The following is a 1,688-nucleotide window of genomic DNA, read 5'->3' as shown; positions in this document are numbered from 1 at the left end:
CGCATGTACCGCCACAAGTCGACCAAGCGCGACGCCCCGGGCAGCGCCGCGCAGCCCTTCAATCCTCGCCGCGCTTGAGCTTCATGCGCTCGCGTGCCAGGCGGCCGCGCGCCTTCCACTGCGACAGCTGCTGGTGCCGCTCGAGCACGGTCARGGTGTCGCGCCGCACCTCGCGTAGCAGCTTGTGGTAGTTGCGCACGCGGTCGGCGCCGACGCCTTCACGCACCGCGCAGCCGGGCTCGTCTTCATGCCGGCAGTCGCGGAAGCGGCACTGCAGCGAGAGCGTCGCGATGTCGTCGAAGCTGAGCGCGAGCCGCGCCTCGTCGGTGTCGGGCCGCAGCGTGCGCAGCCCCGGCGTGTCGATCACGCAGGCGCCGCCGGGCAGGCGGTGCAGCGATCGCGAGGTGGTGGTGTGCTTGCCGCGGCTGTCGTGCTCGCGCACCGCGCCGGTGTCCTGCAGGTTCGCACCCGCCAGCGTGTTGGTGAGCGTGGACTTGCCGGCACCCGACGAGCCCATCAGCACGACCGTCTGGCCGGCTGACAGCCACGGCTGCAGCGCTCGCGCGGCCTCGGCGCTGCGGCCGTTGAGGGCCAGCAGTTCGACGTTGGCCGGCAGCCGGCCGCGCAGCTGCGCGCGGGCGTCATCGAGGGCCTGGGCCGAGACCGCATCGGCCTTCGTCAGCACGACCACCGGCTGCACGCCGCTGCCCTGCACGAGGATCAGGTAGCGCTCCAGGCGGCGCGGGTTGAAGTCGTCGTCCAGCCCCATCACCAGGAAGGCAGTGTCGACGTTGCTGACGACCGGATGGCGGCGCCCGTCGGCATCGCGCCGCGCGATGTGGCTGAGCGGCGGCACGCACTCGTGCACCCACAGCTGGCCGTGGGCGTCGGCTGCGCCGAGGATCCAGTCGCCGACGGCGAGGCCAGTGTCGTCGTCGTCGAGCGCGCGCATCAGGCGCGGCAGCACGCGCGCACCGTGCGAGTGCTCGCCGTCGTGCAGCTCGACGGTCTCGCGGTGCACTTCGGTCAGGCGCATCAGGCGTGCATCGGGGGGGAAGGTTTCAGGAAGGGAGGTGGAAAAGGAGACGGCCTCGGCGGCCATCGCGGGCGTGAGCCCCATCGAGCGCAGGCGCTCGACATCGATCTCGATCATGGTGGGTCGTGTCTTTCATCATCGCAGCCGGCGCACGCGCCGAGCCAGGAGCCCCATGCGGCAAAGGCCGTGCGGGGGCAACGAAGGAATGAAAGCTGTGCCGCGGCGGCAGGGGCGCCGGCGGGGAAGATCAKGACCCGAAGAGGGAAGTGGGTTCGATCAGCGCAGGCGGGAAATGCGATCCGCGGACAGCAGGAGGGCAATGTCAGTGGTTCTCATCGCGTGGTCTCCTTGTGACTGTGGGGCGGACCCAGCCGGGGCGGCTGGGGACTTCGGGCGCGCAGTGTGGCATGCCACGCATCCGCGCGTCAATGCCATTGCAAAGGCGCGACAATGCGGCTCCCCTGCTGGATTGGAGCGTTGGGATGATTCGATCGCTTTACATCGTCACCGGCGCATCGCGCGGCCTGGGCGCGGCGATGGCGGAACGACTGCTCGCCCCCGGCACGCACCTGCTGTGCATCTCGCGGCGCACCAGCGAGGCGCTGGCCTTGAAGGCCGGCACCGCCAATGCACGCTGCGAGCAATGGGGGAT

1 protein-coding gene is annotated in these 1,688 nt (G+C 70.6%); it reads right to left on the bottom strand.

Annotated features, from left to right (window positions below; genetic code table 11):
- Positions 1-58: 58 nt before the first annotated feature.
- Positions 59-1,153 carry a ribosome small subunit-dependent GTPase A gene (rsgA, locus tag AC1D01_RS33565; RefSeq protein WP_477873796.1) on the bottom strand — a complete coding sequence of 365 codons (1,095 nt, stop codon included), beginning with the start codon at positions 1,151-1,153 and terminating at the stop codon, positions 59-61.
- Positions 1,154-1,688: the final 535 nt, after the last annotated feature.

The sequence above is a fragment of the Rhizobacter sp. P3_B12 genome, assembly GCF_056402895.1.
The sequence above is the reverse complement of the archived record's forward strand: the minus strand, read 5'-3'. Positions and strand labels throughout refer to the sequence as shown.